Annotated in this window: 23 protein-coding genes; 6 read left to right on the forward strand and 17 right to left on the reverse strand. The window is 66.8% G+C overall.

Going from position 1 to position 26,485, the window contains the following annotated elements; genetic code table 11:
- A complete protein-coding gene (locus K0O62_RS19350; protein ID WP_073853588.1) occupies positions 1 to 837 on the forward strand; it encodes an NAD-dependent protein deacetylase in 837 nt (278 codons plus the stop codon).
- Here the strand turns inward: K0O62_RS19350 and K0O62_RS19355 are convergent.
- The gene (locus K0O62_RS19355) at positions 834 to 2,099 is read right to left on the reverse strand and encodes a cytochrome P450 (protein ID WP_073853586.1); all 1,266 of its coding nucleotides are present in this window, start codon (positions 2,097 to 2,099) and stop codon (positions 834 to 836) included. The genes K0O62_RS19350 and K0O62_RS19355 overlap by 4 nt on opposite strands.
- Before the next feature lie 66 nt (positions 2,100 to 2,165).
- Between K0O62_RS19355 and K0O62_RS19360 the strand changes: the two genes are divergently transcribed.
- The gene (locus K0O62_RS19360; protein ID WP_073853584.1) at positions 2,166 to 2,804 is read left to right on the forward strand and encodes a TetR/AcrR family transcriptional regulator; all 639 of its coding nucleotides are present in this window, start codon (positions 2,166 to 2,168) and stop codon (positions 2,802 to 2,804) included.
- A gap of 26 nt (positions 2,805 to 2,830) precedes the next feature.
- On the opposite strand, the gene K0O62_RS19365 is transcribed toward K0O62_RS19360, so the two are convergent.
- The 8 genes from K0O62_RS19365 to ndk all read right to left on the reverse strand — a co-directional run bounded on the left by K0O62_RS19365 (position 2,831) and on the right by ndk (position 12,208).
- The gene (locus tag K0O62_RS19365; protein WP_073853582.1) at positions 2,831 to 4,123 is read right to left on the reverse strand and encodes a protoporphyrinogen/coproporphyrinogen oxidase; all 1,293 of its coding nucleotides are present in this window, start codon (positions 4,121 to 4,123) and stop codon (positions 2,831 to 2,833) included.
- 3 nt (positions 4,124 to 4,126) lie between these two features.
- The gene (locus K0O62_RS19370; protein ID WP_073853580.1) at positions 4,127 to 4,750 is read right to left on the reverse strand and encodes a PIG-L deacetylase family protein; all 624 of its coding nucleotides are present in this window, start codon (positions 4,748 to 4,750) and stop codon (positions 4,127 to 4,129) included.
- A gap of 234 nt (positions 4,751 to 4,984) precedes the next feature.
- Complete coding sequence (gene proB, locus K0O62_RS19375) at positions 4,985 to 6,106, reverse strand: glutamate 5-kinase (RefSeq protein ID WP_073853578.1); 1,122 nt, start codon at positions 6,104 to 6,106, stop codon at positions 4,985 to 4,987.
- Positions 6,103 to 7,542, reverse strand: coding sequence for a GTPase ObgE (gene obgE / locus K0O62_RS19380; RefSeq protein WP_073853576.1), 1,440 nt, complete (start codon positions 7,540 to 7,542; stop codon positions 6,103 to 6,105). The genes proB and obgE overlap by 4 nt, the downstream gene beginning before the upstream one ends.
- 100 nt (positions 7,543 to 7,642) lie before the next feature.
- Positions 7,643 to 7,909 carry a 50S ribosomal protein L27 gene (rpmA, locus tag K0O62_RS19385; protein ID WP_019513236.1) on the reverse strand — a complete coding sequence of 89 codons (267 nt, stop codon included), beginning with the start codon at positions 7,907 to 7,909 and terminating at the stop codon, positions 7,643 to 7,645.
- An 18-nt stretch (positions 7,910 to 7,927) separates the two neighbouring features.
- The gene (gene rplU / locus K0O62_RS19390) at positions 7,928 to 8,251 is read right to left on the reverse strand and encodes a 50S ribosomal protein L21 (RefSeq protein ID WP_073853575.1); all 324 of its coding nucleotides are present in this window, start codon (positions 8,249 to 8,251) and stop codon (positions 7,928 to 7,930) included.
- Between the two features lie 167 nt (positions 8,252 to 8,418).
- Positions 8,419 to 11,493 carry a ribonuclease E gene (gene rne / locus K0O62_RS19395; protein WP_073853574.1) on the reverse strand — a complete coding sequence of 1,025 codons (3,075 nt, stop codon included), beginning with the start codon at positions 11,491 to 11,493 and terminating at the stop codon, positions 8,419 to 8,421.
- Between the two features lie 295 nt (positions 11,494 to 11,788).
- Entirely contained in the window at positions 11,789 to 12,208 is a 420-nt protein-coding gene (ndk, locus tag K0O62_RS19400; RefSeq protein ID WP_073853572.1) for a nucleoside-diphosphate kinase, read from the reverse strand.
- A gap of 209 nt (positions 12,209 to 12,417) precedes the next feature.
- On the opposite strand from ndk, the gene K0O62_RS19405 reads away from it, so the two are divergent.
- Positions 12,418 to 13,383, forward strand: coding sequence for a glycoside hydrolase family 6 protein (locus K0O62_RS19405; RefSeq protein ID WP_207550977.1), 966 nt, complete (start codon positions 12,418 to 12,420; stop codon positions 13,381 to 13,383).
- Here K0O62_RS19405 and K0O62_RS19410 read toward each other — a convergent pair.
- The 6 genes from K0O62_RS19410 to K0O62_RS19435 all read right to left on the reverse strand — a co-directional run bounded on the left by K0O62_RS19410 (position 13,347) and on the right by K0O62_RS19435 (position 20,936).
- Positions 13,347 to 14,624 (reverse strand): glycosyltransferase family 4 protein, encoded by a 1,278-nt coding sequence (locus K0O62_RS19410; RefSeq protein ID WP_165636929.1) that lies wholly within the window; start codon positions 14,622 to 14,624, stop codon positions 13,347 to 13,349. The genes K0O62_RS19405 and K0O62_RS19410 overlap by 37 nt on opposite strands.
- The gene (locus K0O62_RS19415; protein WP_131817363.1) at positions 14,621 to 15,976 is read right to left on the reverse strand and encodes a lipopolysaccharide biosynthesis protein; all 1,356 of its coding nucleotides are present in this window, start codon (positions 15,974 to 15,976) and stop codon (positions 14,621 to 14,623) included. Before K0O62_RS19415 ends, K0O62_RS19410 begins: the two co-directional genes overlap by 4 nt.
- Positions 15,973 to 16,638 (reverse strand): hypothetical protein, encoded by a 666-nt coding sequence (locus tag K0O62_RS19420; protein WP_073853566.1) that lies wholly within the window; start codon positions 16,636 to 16,638, stop codon positions 15,973 to 15,975. Before K0O62_RS19420 ends, K0O62_RS19415 begins: the two co-directional genes overlap by 4 nt.
- Positions 16,639 to 16,853: 215 nt before the next feature.
- Entirely contained in the window at positions 16,854 to 18,872 is a 2,019-nt protein-coding gene (locus tag K0O62_RS19425) for a putative glycosyltransferase family protein (RefSeq protein WP_220045468.1), read from the reverse strand.
- Positions 18,818 to 20,005, reverse strand: coding sequence for a glycosyltransferase family 4 protein (locus K0O62_RS19430; protein ID WP_165636928.1), 1,188 nt, complete (start codon positions 20,003 to 20,005; stop codon positions 18,818 to 18,820). The genes K0O62_RS19425 and K0O62_RS19430 overlap by 55 nt, the downstream gene beginning before the upstream one ends.
- 7 nt (positions 20,006 to 20,012) lie before the next feature.
- Positions 20,013 to 20,936 carry a glycosyltransferase family 2 protein gene (locus K0O62_RS19435; protein ID WP_073853560.1) on the reverse strand — a complete coding sequence of 308 codons (924 nt, stop codon included), beginning with the start codon at positions 20,934 to 20,936 and terminating at the stop codon, positions 20,013 to 20,015.
- A 374-nt stretch (positions 20,937 to 21,310) separates the two neighbouring features.
- On the opposite strand from K0O62_RS19435, the gene K0O62_RS19440 reads away from it, so the two are divergent.
- From K0O62_RS19440 to K0O62_RS19450, 3 genes are all read left to right on the forward strand, one after another.
- A complete protein-coding gene (locus tag K0O62_RS19440) occupies positions 21,311 to 22,180 on the forward strand; it encodes an SGNH/GDSL hydrolase family protein (RefSeq protein ID WP_165636927.1) in 870 nt (289 codons plus the stop codon).
- Between the two features lie 14 nt (positions 22,181 to 22,194).
- Positions 22,195 to 23,304 (forward strand): glycosyltransferase family 4 protein, encoded by a 1,110-nt coding sequence (locus tag K0O62_RS19445; RefSeq protein ID WP_131817361.1) that lies wholly within the window; start codon positions 22,195 to 22,197, stop codon positions 23,302 to 23,304.
- Positions 23,305 to 23,441: 137 nt separating this feature from the next.
- Positions 23,442 to 24,590 (forward strand): hypothetical protein, encoded by a 1,149-nt coding sequence (locus tag K0O62_RS19450; RefSeq protein WP_131817360.1) that lies wholly within the window; start codon positions 23,442 to 23,444, stop codon positions 24,588 to 24,590.
- A gap of 56 nt (positions 24,591 to 24,646) precedes the next feature.
- On the opposite strand, the gene K0O62_RS19455 is transcribed toward K0O62_RS19450, so the two are convergent.
- Positions 24,647 to 24,997, reverse strand: a complete 351-nt coding sequence (locus tag K0O62_RS19455; protein WP_079244260.1) for a DUF4233 domain-containing protein — start codon at positions 24,995 to 24,997, stop codon at positions 24,647 to 24,649.
- Between the two features lie 50 nt (positions 24,998 to 25,047).
- Positions 25,048 to 26,463, reverse strand: a complete 1,416-nt coding sequence (folC, locus tag K0O62_RS19460; protein WP_073853550.1) for a bifunctional tetrahydrofolate synthase/dihydrofolate synthase — start codon at positions 26,461 to 26,463, stop codon at positions 25,048 to 25,050.
- Positions 26,464 to 26,485 lie beyond the last annotated feature (22 nt).

The raw sequence follows: 26,485 nt of genomic DNA on the forward strand, positions 1-26,485 counted from the left end.
ATGGATGCTCCCGAACTGGTCGCGGCGCTGGCCGGGCGCCGGGTGGCGGTACTCACCGGCGCCGGGATGTCGACCGATTCGGGTATCCCGGACTACCGCGGGCCGGACTCCCCGCCCAGCAACCCGATGACGATCACCCAGTTCCGGTCCGATCCGATGTTCCGGCAGCGGTATTGGGCCCGTAACCATCTCGGCTGGCGGCACATGGACCGGACCGCGCCCAACGCCGGGCACCGGGCGCTGGCACGCCTGGAGGACGCCGGTGTGGTGAGCGGGCTGATCACCCAGAACGTCGACCTGCTGCACACCAAGGCCGGCAGCAAGCAGGTGGTGAACCTGCACGGCACCTACGCCCAGGTGATCTGCCTGTCCTGCGGGTACACCATGACCCGCGAGGCGCTGGCCGACGAACTGGAGGCCCTCAATCCCGGGTTCGCCGAACGCGCCGGGCACGTCGGCGGGATCGCGGTGGCCCCCGACGCGGACGCCGTGGTCGAGGACACCACCAGCTTCCGCTACCTGGACTGTCCGCGGTGTGCGGGCATGCTCAAGCCCGACATCGTGTACTTCGGCGAGAGTGTGCCCAAGGAGCGTGTACAGCAAGCCTTTTCGCTCGTCGACGCCGCGGAGGCGTTACTGGTGGCGGGCTCCTCGTTGACGGTGTTCTCCGGCTACCGGTTCGTCCGGCACGCGGCGGGCGCCGGCAAGCCGGTCGCCATCATCAACCGGGGCCCGACCCGCGGCGACGCGTTGGCAGGGGTCAAGGTCGAGGCCGGTTGCTCGGAGATGCTGACGCTGTTGGCCGGCGAACTCCCCACCACGGTTTCGGTGCGCTAGAAGGTGCACGGCATCGCGCGGATGCCGTGGATGAAGTTGCCCGGCACGAGGGACGGTTCACCGGCCTGGATCTGCGGGATCTGGCCCAGCAGTTCACCGATGATCGCCCGCAACTGCGCCCGCGCGACGTGCGCACCGAGGCAGAAATGCCGTCCGCCACCGCCGAATCCGACGTGCGGGTTGGGGTCGCGACCCAGGTCGAGGCGCTGCGGGCCGTCGAACACGGTCTCGTCCTGGTTGGCCGATGAGTAGAACATCACCACCTTCTCCCCCGCATTGATCTGCCGGCCGCCCAGCTCGTAGTCGGTGGCCGCGGTGCGCCGGAAGGTCATCACCGGGGTGGCCCAGCGGATGAACTCCTCCACCGCGGTGCCGATCCGGTTGTCGAAATCGTCCTGCAGCCAAGCACGTTGGTCGGGACTGTCGGTCAGTGCCTTCAGTGCGTGGCTCGTGGTCTGGCGGGTGGTGTCGTTGCCCGCGACCGCGAGCAGGACGAAGAACGCGGCCACCTCGGGGTCGGTCAGCCGGGCGCCCTCGACCTCGGCGTGCACCAGGGCGCTGAACAGGTCGTCGCCCGGGTTCTCCCGGCGGTCGGCGGCCAGCGCCAGGGCGACCTGGTGCAGGTACATCTGGCTGGCGACCAGGACCTCCAACGGGTTGCGTCCGTTCAGGTACACCGCGTCCCCCCAGGACACCAACGCATCCGCGGCCTCGGCCACCTGGCGACGTTCGGACTCCGGAATACCGACCATGTCCGAGAGCGTGCGGATGGGCAGTTCCTTGGCGCACAGGTCGACGAAGTCGGCGCCGCTGCCGGCGGCGTGCAGTTCGGAGACGATGTCGGCGGCGTTGGCCTTGATGGAATCCTCGATCCGGCGGACCTGGCGCGGGGTGAACGCCGAGTGCACCACCTTGCGGATGACGGTGTGCCGCGGCGGATCCATGGCCAGGAAGGACTGGGACGCCTCCAGCAGTTCGGCCGGGATGTTCTCGAACAGCACGCCGTGGCCGGACAGGAACACCTCGCTGTTGCGGCTCACCTCGACGACATCGGCGTGCCGGGTCACCGCCCAGTAGCCGCGGTCGGCCGGGTCGGGCATCAACGAGTCCTCGACCGGCGGATGCCAGCTGACCGGGCGGTGGGCCCGCAATTGCGCGAACGCGGTCTCGCGATCTGCGGCAGTGGTCGACCAGAAGGCCCGCGACGACAGGTCGATCGGGTCGTAGGCACGCTCGGTTGATGTGATCGGTGACACAGTCATGGCGCTGACGATAGGTCTAGACAGAGTGTCTAGTCAAGATGCGCGGGCAGCCGATACGCTGGCCTCATGGCATCGGTGACACGGGTGACCCGCAGGTCACCGGCCAACCGCCAGGAACGCCGCGAGCAGATCGAACGCAAGCTGCTCGACGCGACCGACCGGCTGATGGCCGACGGCACCAGCTTCACCGAGCTCAGCGTCGACCGGCTGGCCACCGAGGCCGGGATCTCCCGCGCCAGCTTCTACATCTATTTCGAGGACAAGGGCGATCTGCTGCGCCGGCTGGCCGGCCAGGTCTTCGCAGACCTCACCGAGGACGCCGCGAAATGGTGGGTGGTGGCCGGGCGCCGCGATCCCGCCGACGTGCTGGCCGCGATGACGGCGATCGTGGCCAGTTACCGCCGCCATCAGCCGGTTCTGCTGGCCCTCAACGAGATGGCCGGATACGACGCCGCAGTCGGCGAGACCTACCGGGACCTGCTGAACGGGATCTCGGCGCAGTTCACCGAGGTCATCGAAGCCGGCCAGGCCGACGGCTCGATCCGGCCCGGACTGCCCGCCGCCACCACGGCCAGCAGCCTGGTGTGGATGGTGGAGCGGTCCTGTCAACAGAATCTGCCCACCCGGCCGACCTCCTACGATGCCGAGCTGGCCGCCAGCTTGACCCAGATCATCAGGGGCGCACTCTATCTGGCAGCCGACTGACTCCCGGATAGCCGCACTCCCGGCCGCTAGAACCGCTCCGGGTGCCAGTACACATCCTCGGGCGCGCCGGACAACGCGTTGTCCACGGCCTGACGACCCTGCACATAGCCGTAGTCCTGGTTCGAGGATTCATAGCGCCAGCCCCCGAACCGGCCCCGGCTGTAGATGCCGTGCGCACGCAGCCGCTCGTCGGCCTCCCGCAGCAGCCGGTCCCGGCCCAGGGTGGGCACCGGGTAGCCGAAGTCGAGGGTGTCGGAGAACCGGCTGACCACCCGCGCCGGGTCGGCGCCGAGCAACTGCAGTGAGCGCTGCACACCGTCGACCGCCTCACTCACCGAGATCGGGGCCTGAGCGAAGACCGGCACCTCGCAGAGGATGTTCCAGCGGCCGGGCCCGGCGTTGGCGGCGTCGTAGTTGCTGAGCATGGTCGCGCGGTACCACGGGACCGATTCGGCCGGGCAGTACAGCCAGGTCTTGTCCGCCAGAGCGGGCGGCGGTTCACCGCGATATCCGAGGCCGACCGCGTGCAGCCGACTGGCCCGCAGCGTCTGCGCCGGTTCGGACCAGCCGATCCAGCCGAGTGCCGTGGTGACCGGGGCGGTGCTGATGCAGAACTGGTAGGACACCGTGCCGCCGTCGTCGAGCCGGGCCACCCGGGCGACCGGGTCGACGTCGAGCACCCGGGTCCGCAGCCGCACCGAATCCGGCGTCATCAGCTTGTCGTGCACCGCCTGCCACAGCGCACCCGTTCCGCCGATGGGGTACGGGAAGGTCGACGCCGGTGCCGGCGGTCCCCCGGCCAGGCCCAGCACCGGCACATTGCGCGCGGCACTCCCGCTGCGCAGCGACGTCCATTCGTGGTCGATGTCGTGCAGCGGCAGCGTCCACATCTTGCGGTTGTAGGGCTCGAAGAACCCGTCGTAGAGATCGCGGCCGAAGTTGTTGCGGTAGTAGTCCCCCAGATGCGCCACCGGGGCGTCCGGGTACAGGTCGGTGGGCAGCTCGGTGAGCTGTTGCTGGATCGGGGTGGGCAGCAGACTCTGCGGCCCGTCGCCGCGCAGCCACACCCAGCCGTTGCGGGTGACGTGATTGAGGCCGACACCGCTGGCCTCGACGGCACGATCGAACTCCTCGAAGTGGCTGTGCAGCACGTGGCCGCCCAGATCCCAGGTGAAGCCGGCCTCGTCAGTGACCGAGGCGGACATACCGCCCAACCGGTCCCCCGCGTCCACGACGAGGTGATCGATACCCAATTCGGTGAGACGGACGGCCGCGCCGATGCCGGTGGTGCCGGCGCCCACCACGAGAAATGTTGGCACAGTTCAGAAGTCGACGACCTGGCGGATGGGCTCGAATCCCTCGGCGAACGGCCGCCGGCACAGGAAGCCGTAGTGCTCGGCGGCGCTGCGCACCCACGAGGCGCTGACCTTCTCACTGGCCTCGGCCTGCGAGACATGGCACATCAGCGCCTCGATCTTCTTGTCCAGGCAGTCCGAGATGTCGATGAACGACGTCGGGTTGAAGCCCACCGCGGACGGGCCGCCGTAGGCCATGATCGTCGACACCCAACGCGCCGCGCCCATGGTGCACCGGGAGACCACCCGGTGGTCCTGGTGGCTGTCATTGGCCACATGGGTGTACACCACGTTCGCCGACACCTTCTCGATGGCGTCCTCGATGAGGTGCACGAGTTCGAACTCCTGCAGGGACACCCGGCAGTCCAGGAAACCCTCGCCCCACAGCAGGGTGTCCACCCCGAGCACCTCGACGGCGCGCAGCTGCTCGGATACCCGCTGCGCGGAGCGGCCAGGACCTTCCTCGCCACGCGTCACGACCAGCATCGCGACCTTGTCGCCGGCGGCCACGTGCTTAGCCAGGGCGCCCCCGCAGCCAAGCTCGATATCGTCAGGATGTGCACCGACCGCGAGCACCGAACGTCGTGGCATGCCCCTGCTTCCCCTTTGCTGATACCAGATCAGATCGGAGCATACCTGGAGAATCGCCGGTCCGGGAGCATTAGCTGGCGGCCACGGCACGCTGGCATGTTGTGACCATCCCGCGTTTCAGGGCCGGGCGGGCCGAAATCGGCAGGCAACGCCGCATATCCGTAGCGGAATTTGCCAATCGACCTCGTTGAGATTCTCTCAGCTACCTACGGAATCCGTTGTCGAAGGCGTCGTTCAGGTGGCGACGAGGTCGTCGGCGTGCACTGCGGGGCGGCGCAACTCGGGCGGCAGATCCCGGGTCGAGCGCCCCAGCATCGCCGTCAGTTCGGCCGCGTCATAGGCGACCACACCGCGGGCCACCGTGGCGCCGTCGGGCCCGCGCAGTTCGACGACGTCGTCGCCGTGGAAGCGCCCCGACACCGCGGTGATCCCGGCCGCAAGCAGCGAGCGCCTGCCCTTCACCACCGCGTGCACCGCACCCTCGTCCAGGGTCAGCACCCCGTGGGCTTCGGCCGCGTAGCGCACCCAGAATCGGCGCGCCGTCATCCGCTCGGGGCGGGCCGCGAACACCGTGCCCACCGAGGCATCGTCGAGTGCGGCCGCGGCGTCGGCCGCCGCGGCCAGGAGCACCGGCACCCCGGCGTCGGCGGCGAGCAGGGCCGAGGACAGTTTCGAGGCCATCCCGCCGGTGCCCAGGCTGCTGCCGCGCCCGGCGATCACACCGTCGAGGTCACCGTCGGCGGCCACTTCCGGGATGAACCGGGCGGGCTTGTCCGCAGTGGCCTTGCGCGGGTCCCCGTCGTAGAGACCGTCGATGTCGGAGAGCAGTACCAGCGCATCCGCGCCGACCAGATGAGCGACCAGCGCCGAGAGTCGGTCGTTGTCACCGAACCGGATCTCGTTGGTGGCCACCGTGTCGTTCTCGTTGACGATCGCCACCGCATGCAGGGCGCGCAGCCGGTCCAGCGTGCGCTGCGCATTGTTGTGCTGCGCGCGCATCGCGATGTCGTGGGCGGTGAGCAGTACCTGGCCCACGGTGCGCTGGTAGTGGCCGAAGGCCGCGCTCCAGGCGTTGACCAGCGCCACCTGCCCGACGCTGGCGGCGGCCTGCTTGGTGGCCAGATCGGTGGGGCGCCTGCTCAGGCCGAGCGGTTCGATGCCGGCGGCGATGGCGCCCGAGGAGACGATGACGACATCCGAGCCGGCCTTCATCCGGCCCTCGATGGCCTCGACCAGGCTGGCCAGCCGGCCCGCGTCGAAGACGCCGGTGGGAGTGGTCAGCGCGGTGGTGCCGATCTTGACGACGATGCTGCGGGCGGTCCGGATGGCTTCTCGATGCGCTGAGGGCGCACTCATTCGCTGCGCTCCCGGCGTGCCTTCCGCGCGGCTTTACGTTCGTCGGCCGACACCCGGTCGGTCTGCTCCAACCGCATATCGGTTCCGCGACCGGACATCTGGGCGTCCACCCCGGCCAGAGTCTGCGGCTCCCAGTCGAAGGTGACATCACCGATGGTGACCGCGCAGCCGGGTGTGGCGCCGAGCTTGAGCAACTTGTCCTCGACGCCGAGGCGGGCCAACCGGTCGCCGAGGTATCCGACGGCCTCGTCGTTGTCGAAGGCGGTCTGGGCGATCCAGCGTTCCGGCCGGGTGCCACGGACCACGAATCCGCCCTGGCCGTCGGGGGTGACGGTGAATCCGGTCTCGTCGACCGGGATCGGGCGGATGACGGGCCGGCGCGGGGCCACTTCGGGTTGCGCGGCACGGTAGGCCGCAACCATCTCCCAGAGCGCGAAGATCAACGGCCGCAAACCATCTCGGCTCACCGTCGAGATCTCCAGGACCGGCCACCCGTACTTCTCGGCGATCTCGTCACGGACGAAATCGGCGAGTTCGCGGGCATCGGGAACGTCGATCTTGTTGAGCACCACCGCACGGGGGCGGTCCGCGAGATCACCCAGGGTCGAATCACCCTGCAGCGTGGGCTGATAGGCGGCCAGCTCGGCTTCGAGCGCGTCGATGTCCGAGATCGGGTCGCGACCGGGTTCCATGGTGGCGCAGTCCACGACGTGCACCAGGACCGCACAGCGTTCGATGTGGCGCAGGAATTCCAATCCCAGCCCGCGTCCCTCGGACGCGCCGGGAATCAGGCCGGGCACATCGGCGACGGTGTAGGTGTGCTCCCCCGCCGAGACCACGCCGAGGTTGGGCGCCAGCGTGGTGAACGGGTAGTCGGCGATCTTGGGCTTGGCGGCCGAGATGGTGGAGACCAGCGACGACTTACCCGCCGACGGGAAACCGACCAGTCCGACGTCGGCGACGGTCTTGAGTTCCAGGGTCAGATCACGGACCTGGCCCTTCTCACCGAGCAGCGCGAAGCCCGGGGCCTTGCGAGCCCGGGAGGCCAGTGCGGCGTTCCCCAGCCCGCCGCGACCGCCGGCGGCCGCCTCGAAGCGGGTGCCCGCGCCGACCAGATCGGCGATCAGGTTGCCGTGCTCATCGAGGACCACGGTGCCGTCGGGCACCCTGACCTCGAGATCGGCGCCGATCGCGCCGTCACGGTTGCTGCCGGCGCCCGGCTTGCCGGACGGTGCGACAACGTGTGGGTGGAAGTGGAAGTCCAGCAGCGTGTGCACCTGCGGGTCCACCACCAGCACGATGGAACCGCCGCGGCCACCATTGCCGCCGTCGGGGCCACCGAGCGGCTTGAACTTCTCGCGGTGCACCGACGCGCATCCGTTGCCGCCATTGCCGGCCTGCGCATGGATGACGACGCGGTCGACGAAACGGGGCATATCAGGTCCTTCCCACAGGCCTTCCGAAAAACGGAAGCCGCTGCGAGTCTTGTCTAGAGAACTCGCAGCAGCTTCGCGTTCGCAGAAAGTCCTCGGGTTATCAGGCTTCCGAGCGCACGAGGCGGACGATGTTGACCGTCCGACGGCCGCGCTTGGCACCGAACTCCACGACGCCGGGCGCCGTGGCAAACAGGGTGTCGTCGCCACCGCGGCCGACATTCACGCCGGGGTGGAAGTGGGTTCCGCGCTGACGGACCAGGATCTCGCCGGCCTTGACGACCTGACCGCCGAAACGCTTGACGCCGAGTCGCTGGGCAGCTGAATCGCGCCCGTTGCGCGAGCTGGAAGCGCCCTTCTTATGTGCCATGTCTGTCGCTCCCGTTCTTTACTTGATGCCGGTGACCTTGAGCACCGTCAGCTGCTGACGGTGACCCTGGCGCTTGTGATAGCCGGTCTTGTTCTTGAACTTGTGGATACGGATCTTGGGGCCCTTGGTGTGCTCCAGGATCTCGCCGGTGACGGCGACCTTGGCCAGGTCATCGGCCGAGGTGGTCACCTTGGCGCCGTTGACGACCAGAGCGACGGGCAGCGAGACGGAAGCCCCGGGCTCGGACTCCAGCTTCTCAACCTTGACAATGTCCCCGACGGCGACCTTGTACTGCTTGCCGCCAGTCTTGACGATTGCGTACGTGGCGTTCTCGGCTGCCATCGTGGATCTACCTCTGCTTCGTTCGTCTGGGCGCGCGCAATAGGGAACATGCACGTGCGGGTCTTGGGTGCGGGCCGAGCCAGCAGTTGCGGCTGCAAGCCCCGCGACAACTGGTCAAGGGTACGTGACCAGCGCATCGAGGGTCAAACCGGCTGTTCGGGTCCTGGCTAGGCGGTCGGCGGGCCCGCCGGACGGGCCGCAGCCCGCCTGCGAACCCGGCCTCTGGGGGCCACCACCGGCGGTGGCGGGGTAACGGCGATCACCTCGTGGGAGTCGTCCTCGGAGTCGTCCTCAGAGTCGTCGTCATCGTCCTCGTCCTCGTCGTCCAGGTCCGAGTCGTCCTCGTCGGCGTCATCGTCCTCGTCGTCCAAGTCCGAGTCGTCCTCGTCCGAGTCCTCATCGTCCTCGTCGTCGAGGACCTCGATGTCATCGTCATCGGCTTCATCGTCGTCATCATCGATGTCGACGAGTTCGTCCTCGTCCGAATCGTCGTCGTCGGAATCGTCGTCGGTGTCCTCGTCGGAATCCTCCAGGGTGTCGGGCTCCTCGAAGTCCTCATCCACGGCCGACTCGGTCACCTCGGTCTCTGCCAGAGAGGTCTCGGCGACGTCGTCCCCGATGTCCTCGCCGTCCTCACCGTCGCCGTTGCCGTGCAGCCCGGCCGCCATCGCCTTGAACATCGGATGCTCACCGGCGGCGTGCGCAGGCACCTTCGCCAGCTGCACGGTGTCCGGCACGTCCTCGGTCTTGGCGGCCTTCTTGCCGCGCTTGCTGCGACGGCTTCCGCCACCGCCCGCGTCGGCCTTCCGGTTGTTGTTGCCCCCGGACGGCGTGGCGGTGTCCACCGGGTCCGCGTGCAGGTGGATCCCCCGGCCCGCGCAATGCGTGCAAGTGGTGGAGAACGCCTCGATCAGTCCGGTGCCGAGTTTCTTGCGGGTCAGCTGCACCAACCCGAGCGAAGTCACCTCCGAGACCTGATGGCGGGTCCGGTCCCGGGCCAGCGCCTCGGTCAGCCGGCGCAACACCAGGTCGCGGTTGGACTCCAGCACCATGTCGATGAAGTCGATGACGATGATGCCGCCGATATCGCGCAGCCGGAGCTGGCGCACGGTCTCCTCGGCGGCTTCCAGGTTGTTCTTGGTCACCGTCTGTTCGAGGTTGCCGCCCGAACCGGTGAACTTGCCGGTGTTGACGTCGACGACGGTCATCGCCTCGGTTCGGTCGATGACCAGGGTGCCACCCGAGGGCAGCCACACCTTGCGGTCCATCGCCTTGGCCAGCTGCTCGTCGATGCGGTGCACCGCGAACACATCCGGCCCGTCCGGGTTGGCGGGCTCGTACTTGGTCAGCCGCGGAACCAGCTCCGGCGCAACGGACGTCACGTACTCGTTGATGGTCTTCCAGGCATCGTCACCGGAGACGATGAGGTTGGAGAAGTCCTCGTTGAACAGATCACGGATGACCTTGACGAGCACGTCGGGCTCTTCGTACAGCGCCATGGCCGCGCCGGACTTCTTCGCGGTGACCTCGGCGGCGTGTGCCTCGATCTGCGTCCAGCGTTCCTGCAGCCGGTTCACATCGGCGCGGATGTCGTCTTCCTTGACGCCCTCCGACGCGGTCCGGATGATCACGCCGGCGCCGGCCGGGACGACCTCGCGCAGGATCTCCTTGAGCCGCTGCCGCTCGGTGTCGGGAAGCTTGCGGCTGATGCCGGTCGACGAGGCACCCGGCACGTAGACCAGGTAGCGGCCGGCCAGCGACACCTGCGTGGTGAGCCGGGCGCCCTTGTGGCCGACCGGGTCCTTGCTGACCTGGACGACGACGTAGTCGCCGGGCTTGAGGGCCTGCTCGATCTTGCGCTGGGCGCCACCGAGACCGGCGGCCTCCCAGTTCACCTCGCCCGCGTACAGCACGCCGTTGCGGCCGCGGCCGATGTCGACGAACGCGGCTTCCATCGAGGGCAGCACGTTCTGCACGATGCCCAGGTAGATGTTGCCGACCAGAGATGCCGAGGCGGCTGACGTCACAAAGTGTTCGACCACGACGCCGTCTTCGAGGACGGCGATCTGGGTGTAGCGCGCACCCTCGTGCGGCGGTTCGGTGCGGATCTTGTCGCGCACGATCATGGTGCGTTCGACGGCCTCGCGACGGGCCAGGAACTCGGCCTCGCTCAGGATGGGCGGGCGCCGGCGACCGGCGTCCCGGCCGTCACGGCGACGCTGACGCTTGGCCTCCAACCGGGTGGATCCGGAGATGCCCTGGATCTCGTCTGAGTCTTTTCCGTCCCGCGCGGAGCTCGACTTGGCCCGCGGCGCGCGCTCGTGCACGACGGTGTTGGGCGGATCGTCGGGTGAGCTGGCCTCGTCGGAATCGGCCGATCCCGACTTGCGGCGGCGACGGCGGCGGCGACGGCGGCTGCCCGCCTCGGCACCTGCGCCGTCTTCACCGGCATCCTCATCGGCGTCGGTGTCCTCGTCGGAGTCGCTGTCGGCGTCCTCGGATTCCTCGGCGCCGGCCTCGTCGGTGACATCGGCGTCGGTGTCCTCGGCATCCTCGCTGCCGTCCTCGGCGCTCGGCTCCCCGCGCCCACGTCCCCGACCCCGGCGACCGCGGCGACGGCGCCGTGCGGCGGGCCGCTCGGACTGGTCGTCGTCGCCGTCTGCGGTGTCATCGGCGTCGGTGTCTTCGGCGTCATCGTCGTGGTCGTCGACCGGCGTCGGCCGTGGCGCGAACTCGACGGGCTGCGGGGCCACGAACAGCGGGAGGTACGGCGCCGGCTCGTGGGTTGCGGGAGACTCGGCCGGTGCCTCGGGGGCCGGGGGCGCCTCCAGCAGCAGCCGGGATTCCGGCTCCTCGATGACGATCGCGACCGCCTCGGGGGCATCCTCGGCGGGGGCTTCGGGTGCTTCGGGAGCGACAGCCTCCGGCGCGTCGCCGGGCGCCGGGACCTCCGGGGCGGCTTCCTGCGGGGCCGCTTCGGTGACGCTGTCCACGGCCGGAACCTCGACCGCGGACGCGGCGGCCTCGGCATTGAGCACCTCGCGGACCTGCTCGGCCTGCTCGCGCGCCACCGTCGAATGCGGGCTGCGGGACCGTCCGTCCAGCTCGGCGAGAGCGTCCACGATGCGCTTACTCGTGGTGCCCAGCACGCGGGCCAGCGAGTGGACTCTCAGCTTCGCCGGCAGTTCCTCGCTGCGCTGGGTGTTTTCGACTTGGTCTTGGGTAGGGGCATCTTCGGCCACAAATTCTCCTTAAGCCCCCGGGCGCGTCATGACGACGCGGCCACGCGAGGGCTTCCGTTATGGGTCCGGGGAGCTTCTCCCGAACTTGTTATGGTCTCGCCCCGAGCGGCTCGCGATGAACCCACTCGGCGCCTGGCTGAATGATGGCTAGACGCTTTGGCGCCGCACCGCTGACGCGATGGTCGCACTCGTCGAAGTCTTCATCCGGGTGACCGGCCCCACTATGGCGCCGGTCTCCCAGGGGTAAGTATCCCATACCGCACGCCAGAATCTGACGAAGCGGTTGAAGGTGCAGCTAAGCGCTGGTCAGTTCGGGGAACCAGAGCGCGATTTCCCGGGCTGCCGACTCGGGCGAGTCGGAGCCGTGCACCAGGTTCTCCTGGGTCACGAGCGCGAAGTCACCACGGATGGTGCCGGGAGTCGCCTTCTCCACCGGATCGGTGCCGCCGGCGATCTGACGGAACGCGGCGATGGCACGTTCGCCCTCGACCACCGCGGCCACGACCGGGCCGGAGGTGATGAATTCCAGCAGCGAACCGAAGAAGGGCTTGCCGTCGTGCTCGGCATAGTGCTGCCGGGCCAGCTCCTCGGTCACGGTCTTGAGCTCCAGCGCAGCGAAGGTCAACCCCTTGCGCTCGATCCGGCCGAGAACCTCGCCGATCAGGTTCCGCTGCACGCCGTCGGGCTTGATCAACACGAGAGTCCGCTCAGTCACGGCGCTCAGCGTACCGGTCAGTAATGAACGGCCCCCGCACCAGCCCCCTGTATTCCTTTGACCACCGTTCCTGGGCGGCCGGTGCCACTTTCCGCGCTGTGCAGTCGTCGTCCTCGGGCTACGATCCGGGCATTATGTGTGACAGCGCGGGGGCCCGGAACGGTCGTTCCCCGCGCCGTCACCTCGCTGCCGCGCTCACGTTGGCCGGGTTGGGCGTCCTTGCCGGGTGCGGATCCATCGACGAGGATCTCTCCCAGCCCATTGATTCGCCGATAGTCCTGGTAGACCGAACGAGCGACCCACTGGCGTCGTTACCGTTCTATGTCGACCCGACCACCTCCGGCGCGGTCGCGGCGGGCATGGCCGTTCCACGCAAGCCGGAACTCGACTTGATCGCCGGCACCGCACAGGCTTGGTGGGTTGACCAACAAACGCCGGTGGGCGAGGCGGCCGAAGCCATCCGATCCCACGCGGCCGGTGCCGCCGCTGACGGCGCGATGCCGGTTGTCGCCGTCTACGGCATCCCCAACCGCGATTGCGGTGGATTCGCCTCGGGCGGGCTGCCCACGGGTGACGAATACCGTGCGTGGATCACTGAGTTGGTGAAGGGCATCGGGTCACTACCGGTGACCATCGTTCTGGAGCCGGATGCACTCACCGCCGCGGACTGTCTGTCCGAAGCCCAACGTCAGGAACGAATGGACTTGTTGGACTTCGCTGTTGACGCCTTCGGCAGCAACTCCGGAGCGGTGGTGTACATCGACGGCGGGCATTCACGGTGGCTCACCGCAGAGGACCTTGCGACGCGGCTGCGACAGGTCGGCGTCGCGAAAGCGCGCGGGTTCAGTCTGAACGTGTCGAACTTCTACACCACCGAGGAGCAAGTCGGGTACGGCGAACGGGTGTCTGCGCTGCTGGGCGGTGCACACTATGTGATCGATACCTCCCGCAATGGACGCGGTCCGGCTCCCGACGGACCCCTGAACTGGTGCAATCCACCCGGACGATCGCTGGGCGTGTCTCCGACTGCGCAAACGGGTCACCCGCACGCAGACGCATATCTGTGGATCAAGCGGCCCGGTGAATCCGATGGAGAATGCGGCCGTGGCGATCCGAAGTCCGGACTGTTCATGGAGGACTACGCGGTGGGACTCGTCCGCGATCGGCCCCGCTGATCGACCTGGGGGCCATCGAGCGCGCGCCGATACGCCGCGATGAACTTCGGCACGACAACTGACGCACAGTAGTCGTGGGCCTTCACACTGCCGCAAGCTCCGTAGCTCTCCGCGCGCCGCGGGTCGCCGACCATCTCGTCGAGGGCTGCAGCCAGTGCGGACGGATCATTCGGCGGAACAATCAATCCGGTCTTCCCATGCTCGACAACCTCCGGGAGGGCACCGACCCTGGTAGCCACCACTGGGGTCCCGGCCGCCATGGCCTCCACCGCCACCAGACCCAACGGTTCCTGCCAGCGTGACGGCACGACTGCGACGGCTGCTGCCGCGAAGGTGGCCATGATCTCGGGATGGGGAATCCGGGTCAGCGTGCGCACCGGCCGGGTCGGCGTACCGACATACTTCTGAGTGTCGGCGCGTTCACTACCGATCACCACCAGAGGAACGGCGGCACGCATGCGTTGGTGCGCAGCAACGGCCAACCCCAAGCCCTTATGGTCCCCAAGGGCACCGACGAATGCGACAAACGGGCCGTTGGGGAGGAACGAGGGCCGCGGCGTCAACCGCGCCTCGTCGAACACTGCATCGTCGACGAAGGATGGAATCCGACAGACGCGTTCGGCGCGCACCCCTGCCAGGCCGGCCACCTCGACCGCCTCGCTGATCGGAAAGAACAGCGACACCTTGTCCAGCTGTCGCCAACTGTCCCGCAGCCCCAACGCGAGCGCGGTGCCCTTCAGCGTTCCGTAGTGGTCGCGCGTGCATGCCAGGCAGCGCCCCAGGCTGGGTCCTGCGCAGGGATCCTCCAGCCGATCGAACGAGATCAGCGTCTTGTTCGCGCAGCGCAGGCCGTAGTCGTGCAGTGTAGTGACCATCGCAGCCCCCGAGAGTCGCAGGCCAAGACAGGAATTGAGGATCCAGCCGTGCGCGTGCACGATGTCGGGGCAGAAGTCGTCCACAAGCTTCTGCAGGTGGCGAACCAATAGTGGGTCGGGAAAAGTCGGGTGGAAAAGATGGCCTGGGTCGCTGGCGAACCGCCGTAACCAGCGGGTGACCCCATCGATACGGTGAATCTCGACACCCGTCTCGGTCACCTCGGTGTCGGGAGCATCCGGGCGCCCCAGTGTGGCGACGGCGACCCGGTGCCCCCTGGCGGCCAGTCCGTGCGACAAGGCTTCGACGACCCGCTCGGTACCGCCGGTGGCCGGCGGATACCCGTCGCTGACCTGCAGCACTCTCATCGGACAGATCCTTCGGCGGTCACCGGGGCAACGTCTTCGCAGACCGCCAGTGCGGCAGGCAGATCCGGTGTCACACCGCCACCGAGGATCGCCTTCCATCTGACCAGCACCCATATGGCCCCGAGAGCCTGGCTCAACGTCCAGGCCAACCCGGCGCCCACGATGCCCAGGACCGGCAGGGCGTACCAGGCCCCGACCACACTGCCTATCAGTACGCCGACGTTCAGCACCAGCGCCGACCGGACCCGACGAGTCACCCGCAGCACCGACACCGCGACGTTGGAGATGGCGTCCGGGACCGCCGACACCGCCAGGATCAGCAGCAGAAGATAGCCGTGCTGCGCGTAATCCTCGCCGAAAACACCGAGAATCCACCGGCCCGCCACCACGTAGACCAGCACAGGAGCGGTCAGTAGCGCCAGGACGATCACCAGGCAGCGCCGCGCCTGGTGCGGCAGCTTTGACGGGTCGGCCGCCCCTTCCACGAACAGGGCGGCAGAAACCGCGGGACTGATGATGAAGAACACCGACCCGAGCATCCACGTGATGTAGAAGTAGGCATTGTCAGTCGCAGAGAGCCTGCTGACAACGATGATCGGTAGCACGTACCCAGCCAGCATCGCGGTCACTGTGATCAGGTGCTGGCCGGCCAGCGACGAGGCCATCTCGCGCACATGCGTGCGCATCCCGGTGAAGCTGGGCCACAGGGTGTTCCCCCCGCGATTACCGAAGAATAAGCACGTCCAGAGCAGCGACAGACCGGCGGCCGCGGTCCAGCTGAAGAGGATCGAGTCGGCGCCGGTCAGGACCGTAACTGGTAGCAGGATCAACGGTATTCGGGTACCGGACAACACCATGTTGCGCATCATCAGCAGGCCGCCTCGATGCTCGCAGATGGCCACGTAGTCGATCACCTGACCGATCGAGAAGAAGACACACCCGAGCACGAACAGCATGGCGCCCGGCGGCGTCGCCAGCTGTGGCAGGGTTGCGAACCCAAACCCGAAAACTGCGACAACGGCCGACCCACCGGCCAGCGCAGTCACCGCGCCCACCACCCATGCGGTCGTCACCCGCCGCCGCCATTGCAGGGCATCCGCAGAGCGTGGCAGCCACTCGACCAGTGCGGCCGCTGCACCGACGCTGGCCGTCAGCACAGTGGCCTGAATCGCGCTCGTCGTCGCCGCGGCGGTTCCGCCGGCTTCGGTGTCGAAGATTCGCGCGACGACGATCCAGAACACATAGCCCAACGCCGAGGTCACGATCGTGTTGCCCATCAGGGCGACGCTGTTGCGCGTCATCGGGTCGGAGAGACCGGTGAGCCCCTGCCGCATTGCGCGTCGTTTACTCACGGTGCAACCTCGATCCACCCTGTCAACGTCACCGGCAGCCGCTCATGCAATGCGCCCTTCGAATGCGGATAAACCGAGATCGACACCCGGTGCAACCCAGCGCTGTCCGGCGCGGCGAAAGTCACCGATCCGCTGATTTCGATGGGGTCGCCCGGCTGAGCAGCCGCGCTGAAGTCACCGAGAACGACGGCGACAGCAGTCAACGGGCCACCGTCCAGCGCGACCTCCACCGCGGTGAGAGCCGGATCAGGCAGATAGCCGAAGGATCGCAAGATCCAGCCCACCGTCACCGGTTCGGCCGCAACCGCGCGCTGAGAAGCCTCTGACAGCCACGATTGATCGGCGAACGTGAGGGTCGTATAGCTCTCCGCTGCTTTCGGCTGCAGTGCGATCGCCGCTACGACGGCTACGGCCAGAACCGCCGCGGCCGCGGAGGATGCCAGTGCCGGTCTGATGAGCTCGGCGGGGCGCGGACCGAAGCGCGGCAGGCGCCGCATGCCCTGGCCGATCACCAACGCTGCACCCATCGCAGCGGTGCCCGCAGTCACCCCCGTCGTGCCGATCCGAACGCCGCCGAAGTGCAGCGCGAGTACCACCGCCAGCAGAGAAACCGTGCCGAAGACGACGGTCAGGGGTAACCGAACCAGAGGATCAGCGAGCATCGGCCGTCTCCTCGATTCCCCCAGGAGCAGTTGCGTCAGAGCCGAACCGGTTATCAGAACCAAGATCGCCAAGCAGGCGAGCCCCACTACCGGAGGACACGCAGACACCGTTACCGTCAACGACACCACGCCCAGGAGCACGAGCTTGGCGCATAACACCGGCAGTACGGCGATATGCGTTTGCCGGCGCCCTGTGGACGCCTGTGCCCTGGTGGTCATCTGGCCTCCGAGTCGCGTTCCAGGTGCAGCCTGTACACCCGGATGCTTTCGGTGGACAGAACCCGAGTAGCCCAGGGTGCGGCGTCGAGGCGGTCCAAATTGGGCATTGGAGTTTTGTCGCCGAGCAGCGGATCGTGCTCACCGAAGTTGTGGCCGTTGAACGGGATCTGCTCGCCCATGTGCACGTTCACCACCAAGTACCGGTAATCCGACGTCCACAGCATCTCGGCCAACTCTGAAGACGGGTCTGCGTCGGTCTGGGTCAATTCCCAGGCCGGAAACCCTGGAGATGGTGCGGCCATGATCATGCCGCCGTTGGCGGCCAACTGAAGCGCCGTGTACCTGTCGCTGACCACTTTGACGCGGCCGAACTGAGCGTGCATCTGTTCGGCCAACACCCGATTCTCCCGGGTGGCCGAATTGGTGTCGGTCCCCCAGCGGAACGGTCCGGGGAATCGGTACGGGTCGTTGAGCCCGCCGGCCACGTTGCCCACGAGAAGGACCACGATCAGCACAGCTGACCACACCGCCATCGCCCGCTGCCTGATGAGGACGAAAAAATGCAAACCCTCTGCGGGCCAACGGGTGACCACCATGGCTGCGACGATTGCGATACCGACGTACACAAAACCCCACGACCGGCGCGCCCCTTCGGCCCCGGACGGGGCCAGGATGAAGGGCAGCGAGACGAAGTAGAGCAGACCGAACAGCGCAAACCCGAAGGTCGTCAGGTTCGGCCGCACCACGCGCCGCCGCACCAGCAAGGCCGCCAGAATCGTGGTCCCTAAGAGGGCGGCCGGAGCACCGGCGGTGAATACCCGTTCCCAGAGCGGCTGGACACTGGCCGACAACAGTTTTCGGCCACCCGATCCGCTTTTCTGCGCCATGCTCTGCAGTTGATCGACCGAGTTGCCGAAATAGGGCGAGAGGTAGTCCAGAGTCGGGCGGGCGAAGAACCAGATCCACACCGCGGCGATGGACAGCACCACTCCGAGAATCACCCACCATGTGGTCGCAACTCTCAGCGATTGCCGTCCGATCCCGACACCGCGGCGGCGGAGAAGAGCCGTGCCCGCGGTGACGGCGCCGGCGACGGTCGCCAATGCAACGATCAGGAACACCGTCGTCAAGTGGTGGGTGACGACGATTGCCGCGGTCAACAACGCGACGGCAGCCACGGTACGCAAGCGGCGCCCGCGGTACGGAGTCGTGGCCGCGATCGAACCCAGTGCCAGCACCCAGAGGAACAGGTTGACGGCCAGACTTTCGTAGGCGTACTGGGTGTCGAAGTACACCGCCGACGGGTTGAGTCCGTAGACGCAGGCGGCGATAGCCCCCGCCCGGGGCGACCCCAATAACCGGTCACCCAGAACAAACACGGCGAAGAGCCCACAGATGTGCAACGTCGCAACAGCCGCCAACCCCGCGGTCCACAACGACAGACCGCTGACCGACTGGACCGCGACGGTCAGACCGGAAGTGCCCGGGAAGAACTCGACGATCGGAATAAGGGTGTTCGGCTGGAACAGCTGTCCGGTCGCAGCGACGTCGAGCGCTTCACGCCAGTGTGCGTACTCGTCGTGGTATCGCGGACCGTCCGGGTTTCGCAGCAGCTTCGGCACCATTGTGACCGCGCCGAGCATCAATATCGACCAGCCCCTGTCAGCTCGGGATGTATTGTGCATGAACAGTTTTGCAGCCACCGGAAGGGCACCGGCGAACATGCCCAGCCAGAACACGGCGTAGTAGGTGGAAGCCGCTGCCCCGAGCCCGGACAAACGGTAGGAATAGCCGATCATCAGGATGCCCGCCGCAGCCGCTGAGACGACTACGGGCCATCCGGCCGCCCGGGCCACGACAACTCGGTGAATTCCGGGCGTGATCAGCTTCCGGTGCCTAGCCCGACTCCCGTCCACCATCGGCACGCACACCGGCGCAAGCGGCGGTTTGACAGCAGAGGTCATTCTCGACTCTTCGCTACCAAAGCGTCGATGGCCCCCGCCAGAGGCGCCCACGTATGGGGATTCGGATATCGGCTATCGCGCCGGGTGGCGACCTCAAGGATTGCTTGCCGCAGTCCTGGGATGTCACCGGGCGCCACCAGCGTGGCACCCGGGTAGTCGCGGACAGCCTCCGACAGACCTCCGACATCGTAGAGGATCACCGCGATGCCATTGCTCATCGCGGCTTGTAGCGGCCCACTCGCCGAGCCCCGGCGGTAAGGAAGGACGAGCATGTCCGCGCGTGCGAAAAATCCGGTTGCCTCAGAGTCCGAGACGTAGCGATTCTCGAAATGGATTCGATCCCGATAAGGGCTGGCGGCGATGGCTTCTGCTGGCGCGGTCCAGTTTTCCCACGTTTCGCCGACGACGTCGACCACGAGTCCGTTGGCCTGTTCGGGTGTCATACCATCGATCGCAGCGATCAGATCCTCCGCGCCCTTGTACGGGCGGATCAAGCCGAAGAAGAGCACACGAGCCGGCCCGCCGCCGGAGCGGTGCCGGTTCTCGATGGTTGAACCGAGTGCCGTCATGTGGTTATACGGCCCATGCGGTGCGACTCGGGAAGGAATCTGGCGGACCACCTCGGGCCCCAACAGGTCGGCGATCGACTCCCGGTCATGTTCATTGTGGAAGATTGCTCCGGAACACTCCCGGACCAGCCTGCGCAGGAACGACCGGCCATATCTGGCGACACCAGGAACGGCCGCTTCACCCGTGTCCTGAGCCTCATGAAACTCGATGAACACGGGGATGTTCAGGCCGCGGGCAATGCGCGCGATCAGTAGATAGGTGTGCAGGCTGGCAGCCGTCCACCACTGCAGCACGATGACGTCCGGCTTGGCGTCCTGGATCCACGCGGACAACCTGGCGATGCCACTGCCCCAATACCAGTCGACGTTCCCGACCATGCGCACCCGCGGGTCGTACCTCAGCGAGGTGAGATCCTGTCCCACCCGTGCCGCGCCCGGGTATAGCCGCCTGGGCACGAGTCGATCGAGCAGGAGTACCGAAACGTCGTGAGTTTCCACCAGCGCGTTGGCGAGCGAGCACGTGTAGACCGACAAGCCGCCAAGGAAGCGGAATCCGGGCCCGACAAGCAGGATCCGGTTCCGGACCATGCCCGTGTCCGCGGACTGCCCCGCCATCGAGGCGCTATGGCGCGACACGGGCCACCTGCGCCGACTCATCACTGAGCAGCCCGTCACCACCATCGGCCGGGGCGACGAATGCCACGACGTTGGCGCCGGTGGCGAACGGACCGACGGGCAGACCGGGCGGCTTACGCAACCGTGCGGCGGCCAACAGTCGAAGACACTCGACACCGTCCCACCAGCTGATCTTCTTACCTTCACTTGCGGTCCGGCCGTTGTAAGTCACCGGAACCTCGTAGGGCCGGATTCCGGAGCGGAGCAGCGCCGCAGTCATCTCGGTGTCCAGACCAAAGCCTGACTCGCTGAGCCGCAAAGATCGGAAGTGTTGTACCGGAATCAATTTCAAGCAGGTGTGCATGTCGGTCAGGCAGGAATCGAAGAGGAGGTTGGCGCCCAAGGTGGTCAACCTGCCCCCAACTGCGAACCTGAACGACGGGAAACGGGTGTTGAAGCCGAACACCCGAGACCCGAACACATGATCGGCAATTCCGGACAGCACCGGAGCGAGGAGACTGGGGATATCCGACGGGTGGTATTCCAGGTCCGCGTCGAGAATCAGCATATGCGTACCAGTGGCTTTCCGAGCGCCACGAGTCACCGCCGAACCCTTGCCGCGGTTGAACGGCTGGAGCAGAACCGTGACTCCCCTGCTTGCGTAGTCCGCCAAGATGTTCCGCGTGCCGTCGGTGCTGCCGTCGTCGACCACGATGAGTTCCACCGGGCACGGATAGTCGACAGCGAGAACTCGGTCCAACGCGGACGCGACCGTCTCAGATTCGTTGTAAACGGGCATGACGATCGACAACAGAACCATGTCGCCCCCCTCGGCGTCGGATCGCTCGGCGGATGCCGTGCGCGTACACCACGACGACTCCGTCGCGGTCTCCATGTCGCCATCGCCCACCTCCGGCGCAGGATCTGCCATTTCTAGCACACTTTAATGAACATGGTGAAAACCATTTCGCTGAGCGGATACGGCTTTGCCAGAATGCAATATTTGCGCACGAAACAACTTGGAATCTCCAACGTAAACGGGAAGTTAAATGCGTCCTACCTGTATTTTTATTAACTCGAAGGATCTATTGACGAGGGCGCCACTCTAAGCTACGAAGTTTTCTATAGTGGCTCGCTTTCGCGTCGATGAAGACGCCCTGCTAGAGTTTCAGCGAACAATGGCAAACTCCGCCAGCTCCACCCACGGTGGCCCGCGCCGCCCGTGGAGGGTTCGAGCACATTCGAAAGGCAAGACGCCGAGTGACACCACGGATACCAACAAGGCGCCTACGCCTCTTCGCGGTCGTGATCGCATCGGTCGTTTCGGTGGCCGGACTGTGCACGGGCGGCGCACATGCGTGGCATGACCGCACTGAGGTCACCTACTACGTATCGGTCGGCGACTCCTATGCCGCGGGCTACCGCCCCGATGGCAAATCGGGCCTCGAGACAGGCGATGGCTACGCTTACCAGTTGACCGACATCCTCAACCGGTCTGGTCGCTGGGAGCTGCGGAACTTCGGCTGCGTGGGCCAAACAGCTCACGGAATGCAGCTCGACAATGGCTGCACCGCAGGGGCTTTGGCTTCAGGTGGGGTGGACTACCCCGAGACGACACAGCTACGAGCCGCCGATACGTTCATGGCGGAGCACCAGGGCGAGGTCGGCTTGGTCACCGTCGCCATGGGTGCCAACGACATGGTGCGGTGCCTCGATCTCGCCGATGACGGCGCGGTCCAGCACTGCGCCGAACAGATGTCAACCGAGGTCCGACAGAGCCTCGGCGTCTTCCTGACCGCAACACGCGCGCTGCTGGGCAACGACGTCCCGATCGTCGGGATCTCCTACTTCAACGTCTTCCACGCGGCGGGCCCGGCCGGCCCGCTCGAAGCCAGTCGCCGCAGCACGCTGTCACAGACACTGTTCGACAACTACCTCAACCCGACCTTGCGGGACATCTACTCACAGGCGGGCGCCTATTTCGTCGACAGTTCGACGATAGCGGGGAACGATCTTCCCGAAAGTCGCATGTCGCCGCTTCCAGGGCACGGAACTGTCAGCACCTCGACCGCTCGGCTCTGCGGCCTGACTTACTACTGCTCAGATCACGACCCTCATCCGAACCGGGCTGGACACGCATTGATCGCCCAAGCGATCGCAGAGGCGATCACGTGACCACCCGAGTGCTGATGGTGACCCCCGGCTTCCGCGGCCGCCCGGGCGGGGTCGAGGTGCACTGCTCGGAGCTGATCGCCGGATTGGCCGCGTATGACATGGACATCGACGTCATAACCGCCGCCCGAGGAGTCCGACGGCGGACAGAGAAGTCGTACGATGACTGCCGTTCAACGGTTTACCCGGCCTGGCGCGCGCAGTCCATGTCGATCGCGCCGCGAGTGGCGCTCGGAGCGGCGCACCGGCAATTCGGAGCCGACATCGTGCACGTTCACAGTTATCACGCCACGACGGCGATCGCCGCACTGGTAACCCGTCGTCCGGTCGTGTTCACTCCGCACTACCACGGCCAGCAGGGCCACTCGGTGGCAGCCGGACTGTTGCACAAAGCATTCCGGCATCTCGGAGGGCGGGTACTGCGACGAGCCGACGTGGTCATCTGCGTGTCACGCGCCGAACGGGACCTGCTGATCCAGGATTTCCCCTTCGTCGCGAACAAGGTCGAGGTGATCCCTAATGGCGCGCACGTCGAAGATCTCCGACGTGCCGAGCCGTTCCCCGAAACGGCTCCGACGGCACTCTGCGTCGGCAGGCTGGAGCCTTATAAGCGATTCGCCGATGTCATCCGGTGCTTCGCCGATGTCGCACCGCCGGCGCGTCTGGTGATCATCGGCGGCGGCAGCCAGTATGACGAACTTTGTTCACTCGTAGGAGAACTCGAGATCGGCGACCGCGTGCAGTTGTGCGGACGAGTGGACACCGACATCGTGCGGCGTTGGCTGCGCACCGCTACCGTGGTCGTCTCGATGTCCGAGCATGAAGCGTTCGGAATGGTCCCGCTCGAGGCGGCTGCCGCCGGTGCCCGTGTGGTGCTCAGCGACATCCCAGCCCACCGCGAAGTGTTCGCCGACCACCTTCGCGGGCGTGGCGTCGTGGTCGACGACGACACATCGCTGGCACGGCACATATCCGCGCAACTGGCCGAAGGCCGCCCACCCACACCGGCTGACGTACCCGGCTGGACATCAATCGCGGACCGGACCGCCGAGGCCTATCAGCGGCTGATGGCACGTTCTGGTTCGGCATCCGTAGACAGACGAGAGCCTCGAGAGGCAGCACGATGATTCCAAACTTGTCGGATTCCCACCGGGCCCGGCCCAGCTGGATCGACCGCACCTGGGCGGGCCACTACTCGGTACTGTCGCTGAGCCCGATCGAGCAGCCTGACATCGCGCGACTGAAGGCAGATCTGCTCGAATTGATGGCCTCCGACCCGGCGAACCCGGTCAACTGTGTCCTCAGCGCGGACGGTCGACGATGGATGGAGGTGGAGGAGGCAACGCGCGTCAGGCACCTCGACAGCGTCGTCATGGCCACCGGCCCCTTCGATACCGAGGATCCGTACGACTATCTCCGCCAACACGCGCCAGACCCTACTTCGGGCATTCCGTACAAGGTGCTCGTGGGACCGGATTCACTGACCTGCTATATCGCCCACGTACTCGGCGACGCCGTGGTGGTGTGCTCGTTCGCCGTCCTCCTGGCGTTGGGCGATGTCCACGGGCTACGTCACCTGCGACCAGACTCGGGGATGGGGCTCGCGGTACGCCTGCTGAGGTCGGAGGCACGAGACCACTACAAGTCGTGGTGGCAACACTTCCGTGCGGCGCCGAAGGTGCAGGCTCCGCCGATCCCAGCCGGTGGCAATCGACCCGTACCGGCGCTGATCAGCAGCGACGCAGTCGGTCATCGAATTTCGCCGGAAGCCGTCGCTGCATTGCAGGACTGGCGCAGGACCACGTGCCCGGAAGTGTCGACATCTGGGCTGATTGCAGCGGCGACGCACCGCGCGTTGACCCGCAACGGCATCAAGATGAATCCGGATGGCTTCTTCACCTTGGTGGACCTGCGCCGGTATCTGCCGGAGAAACAGGCACTGCGCCCGGGCAATATCGTCAAAAGCGTCTTCATTCCCGCGTGCATGAACGACCCGTCGGACGTCGGCGCCGGCATCAAGGAAGCCGTTTCGTCCGCACGTGCGATACCAGCGCTGGCCATCGGTGCCCTCAGCTCTGGACTGAGACCCGGTTCCCGACAACCTGCGATATCTGAATCCGCATATTCGACGATGACTTTCAACTACATGATGCGACTACCCGGTACCGACCACATCCCCTGGCGAGACCTCGGTGCGGCCCGGTTCTCGTCGATGTCCTACCCGTGCACCCCCGACAATCTGGCGATTTTCGCGTGCGGGGTGGCCGGAGCCGTCCACTTTTCGGCCAGCTTCGTACCCGAGATCATCGATAAGTCAGCGGTACGGAACGCGTTGCAAGAACTCGACGACATACCTGCCCTGCTCGCACCGGAGTCCGCGGACGTCGGTCTCGGCGGGGACACCCCGGGCTGACCCGATCAAGGTGCCGGCGAAGATGCGGCTCAGACTCTGCCTCATCGCACCTCGGATCACCCGCCCTGCGGCGGTGGGCCGGACTGCTGGTAAGGCAGCTGCCCACGGTCCTGACGCCGTTTGACCTCGGCGCGCAGGTAGATCATCAGCGCCCAGACGCCCGCGAAGATGACGCCGATGAAGCCGATCCCGCCGTGGATCAGCGCACCCGCGATGAACACGGCCTGGATCCCCAGGTTCACCCAGATGATGCCCGGCCTGCCCTGCATGCCGGACAGCAGAATCAGCACGACCGCCATCCCGATCAGGAAGCTGCCGGCGGCCACGGTCAGGCCGTTCTCCCCCGCCGAGACGACGGGCAGGGCCAGTAGGACGACGATGGCCTCCAGAATGTGGATGCCGGCCATGATGCCCCGGAAACTGCGCCACGGGTCGCCGGTCGGAGCTGCGCCGGCGCTCACTGCGGATCCCGCCCGAACAGCGTGCGCGCCGCGCCCGCGGTGACAACCGAACCAGTGATGACCATGCCGCTCCCCGAGTATCCCTCGCCGTCATTGCCGGACTCTTCGACGAGCGCCGTCGCCGTCTCGATCGCATCCGGGAGCGTCGCCGCGACCGCGACACGCTCCGGACCGAACCGCTCCTCGGCACGCGCCGCCAACTCTTCCGCGGCCAGGGCCCTTGGCGACCCGTTGTGGGTCACCACGATCATGTCGAAGGCCGGCTCCAACGCCTCCAGGATGCCGTCGACATCCTTGTCGGCCATCACCGACAGCACGCCGACCAGATAGCGGAAATCGAACTCGTCGCCCAGCGCCTGGGCCAGCGCCGCCGCGCCCGCCGGATTGTGCGCGGCGTCGATGAACACCGTGGGGGCGCTACGCACCCGCTCCAGCCGGCCCGGGCTGCTGGCAGCGGCGAATCCGGCCCGCACCGCATCGATGTCGAGCTGCCGTTCCGAACCGGCACCGAAGAACGCCTCCACCGCGGCCAGCGCGAGGACGGCGTTGTGCGCCTGATGCTCGCCGTGCAGCGGCAGGAAGATCTCCGGATACACCCCGCCGAGGCCCTGCAGCGTCAGCAACTGGCCACCGATGGCGACCTGACGGTCCAGGATCGTGAACTCCGAATCCTCGCGGGCCACAGCGGCATCGGCACGCACGGTCTCGGCCAGCAGCACCTCCATCGCCTCGGGCGCCTGACGCCCGATGATCGCGACGGTGTCCAGGTCGAACCCGGACGGCACGGTCTCTCTTTCCTGCCGGGTGATGATGCCGGCCTTCTCCCCCGCGATCTCGGCGAGCGTGTCACCGAGATAGTCGGTGTGGTCCATACCGATCGGGGTGATCACCGCAACCGGGGCGTTGATCACGTTGGTGGCGTCCCAGCGCCCGCCCAGCCCGGTCTCCACCACGGCGACGTCGACCGGCGCGTCGGCGAACGCCGCGAACGCCATGGCGGTGAGCACCTCGAACTTGCTCATCCGCGGGCCGCCCGCGGCCTCGGACTGCTGATCCACCAGCTCGATGAACGGTTCGAGCTCGCGGTAGGTCTCCACGTACTGCGCCGGGCTGATGGGCTTGCCGTCGATGGAGATGCGTTCGACGGCGGACTGCAGGTGCGGGCTGACGATCCGCCCGGTGCGCCGGTGCAGCGCGGTGAGCAACGCGTCGATGATCCGGGCGACCGACGTCTTGCCGTTGGTGCCGGCGATGTGGATGGACGGGTAGCTCCGCTGCGGCGACCCGAGCAGTTCCAGCAGCGCCGAGATGCGCGCGGTGCTGGGCTCGATCTTGGTCTCCGGCCACCGCTGGTCGAGCAGATGCTCGACCTGCAACATCGCCGCGATCTCGTCCGGCATGGGCTGATTCATGCGTGCGCCGACCTCATCGCGT

Origin of the sequence: Mycolicibacterium diernhoferi (assembly GCF_019456655.1) — a bacterium.
GTDB lineage: Bacteria > Actinomycetota > Actinomycetes > Mycobacteriales > Mycobacteriaceae > Mycobacterium > Mycobacterium diernhoferi.